Origin of the sequence: Flavobacterium subsaxonicum WB 4.1-42 = DSM 21790 (genome assembly GCF_000422725.1) — a bacterium.
Taxonomy (GTDB): Bacteria; Bacteroidota; Bacteroidia; order Flavobacteriales; family Flavobacteriaceae; genus Flavobacterium; species Flavobacterium subsaxonicum.
Genome location: NZ_AUGP01000011.1, coordinates 1 through 1,420, shown reverse-complemented (window position 1 = coordinate 1,420; position 1,420 = coordinate 1). Strand labels below are relative to the sequence as shown.

General features: G+C 51.7%; 1 rRNA gene. It reads right to left on the bottom strand.

Features of this window, described 5'->3' with window-relative positions:
• Nucleotides 1–1,420, bottom strand: a 16S ribosomal RNA gene (locus G509_RS0102635); the annotation flags it as partial.

The window sequence follows — 1,420 nt, the reverse complement described above, 5'->3', positions numbered from 1 at the left end:
CCAGCCGCACCTTCCGGTACGGCTACCTTGTTACGACTTAGCCCCAGTTACCGGTTTTACCCTAGGCAGCTCCTTGCGGTCACCGACTTCAGGTACCCCCAGCTTCCATGGCTTGACGGGCGGTGTGTACAAGGCCCGGGAACGTATTCACCGGATCATGGCTGATATCCGATTACTAGCGATTCCAGCTTCACGGAGTCGGGTTGCAGACTCCGATCCGAACTGTGACCGGCTTTGTAGATTCGCTCCTGGTCGCCCAGTGGCTGCTCTCTGTACCGGCCATTGTAGCACGTGTGTAGCCCAGGACGTAAGGGCCGTGATGATTTGACGTCATCCCCACCTTCCTCACGGTTTGCACCGGCAGTCTCGTTAGAGTTCCCGACATGACTCGCTGGCAACTAACGACAGGGGTTGCGCTCGTTATAGGACTTAACCTGACACCTCACGGCACGAGCTGACGACAACCATGCAGCACCTTGTAAGTTGTCCGAAGAAAAAACTGTTTCCAGTCCTGTCAACCTACATTTAAGCCCTGGTAAGGTTCCTCGCGTATCATCGAATTAAACCACATGCTCCACCGCTTGTGCGGGCCCCCGTCAATTCCTTTGAGTTTCAAACTTGCGTTCGTACTCCCCAGGTGGGATACTTATCACTTTCGCTTAGCCACTCAGTCTTGCAACCGAACAGCTAGTATCCATCGTTTACGGCGTGGACTACCAGGGTATCTAATCCTGTTCGCTCCCCACGCTTTCGTCCATCAGCGTCAATGTATTGTTAGTAACCTGCCTTCGCAATGGGTATTCCATGTAATATCTAAGCATTTCACCGCTACACTACATATTCTAGTTACTTCACAATAATTCAAGTCCTACAGTATCAATGGCAGTTCGACAGTTGAGCTGCCGGATTTCACCACTGACTTATAAAACCGCCTACGGACCCTTTAAACCCAATGATTCCGGATAACGCTTGGATCCTCCGTATTACCGCGGCTGCTGGCACGGAGTTAGCCGATCCTTATTCTTACGGTACCGTCAATCTGGCTCACGAGCCAGGGTTTCTTCCCGTACAAAAGCAGTTTACACACCATAGATGCGTCATCCTGCACGCGGCATGGCTGGTTCAGGCTTGCGCCCATTGACCAATATTCCTCACTGCTGCCTCCCGTAGGAGTCTGGTCCGTGTCTCAGTACCAGTGTGGGGGATCTCCCTCTCAGGACCCCTACCCATCATTGCCTTGGTATGCCGTTACCATACCAACTAGCTAATGGGACGCATGCTCATCTTGTACCGTTGGAACTTTAATATAAAAAGGAATCCCTCTCTATATACTATGGGGTATTAATCCAAATTTCTCTGGGCTATCCCCCTGTACAAGGTAGATTGCATACGCGTTACGCACCCGTGCGCCGGTCTCAAG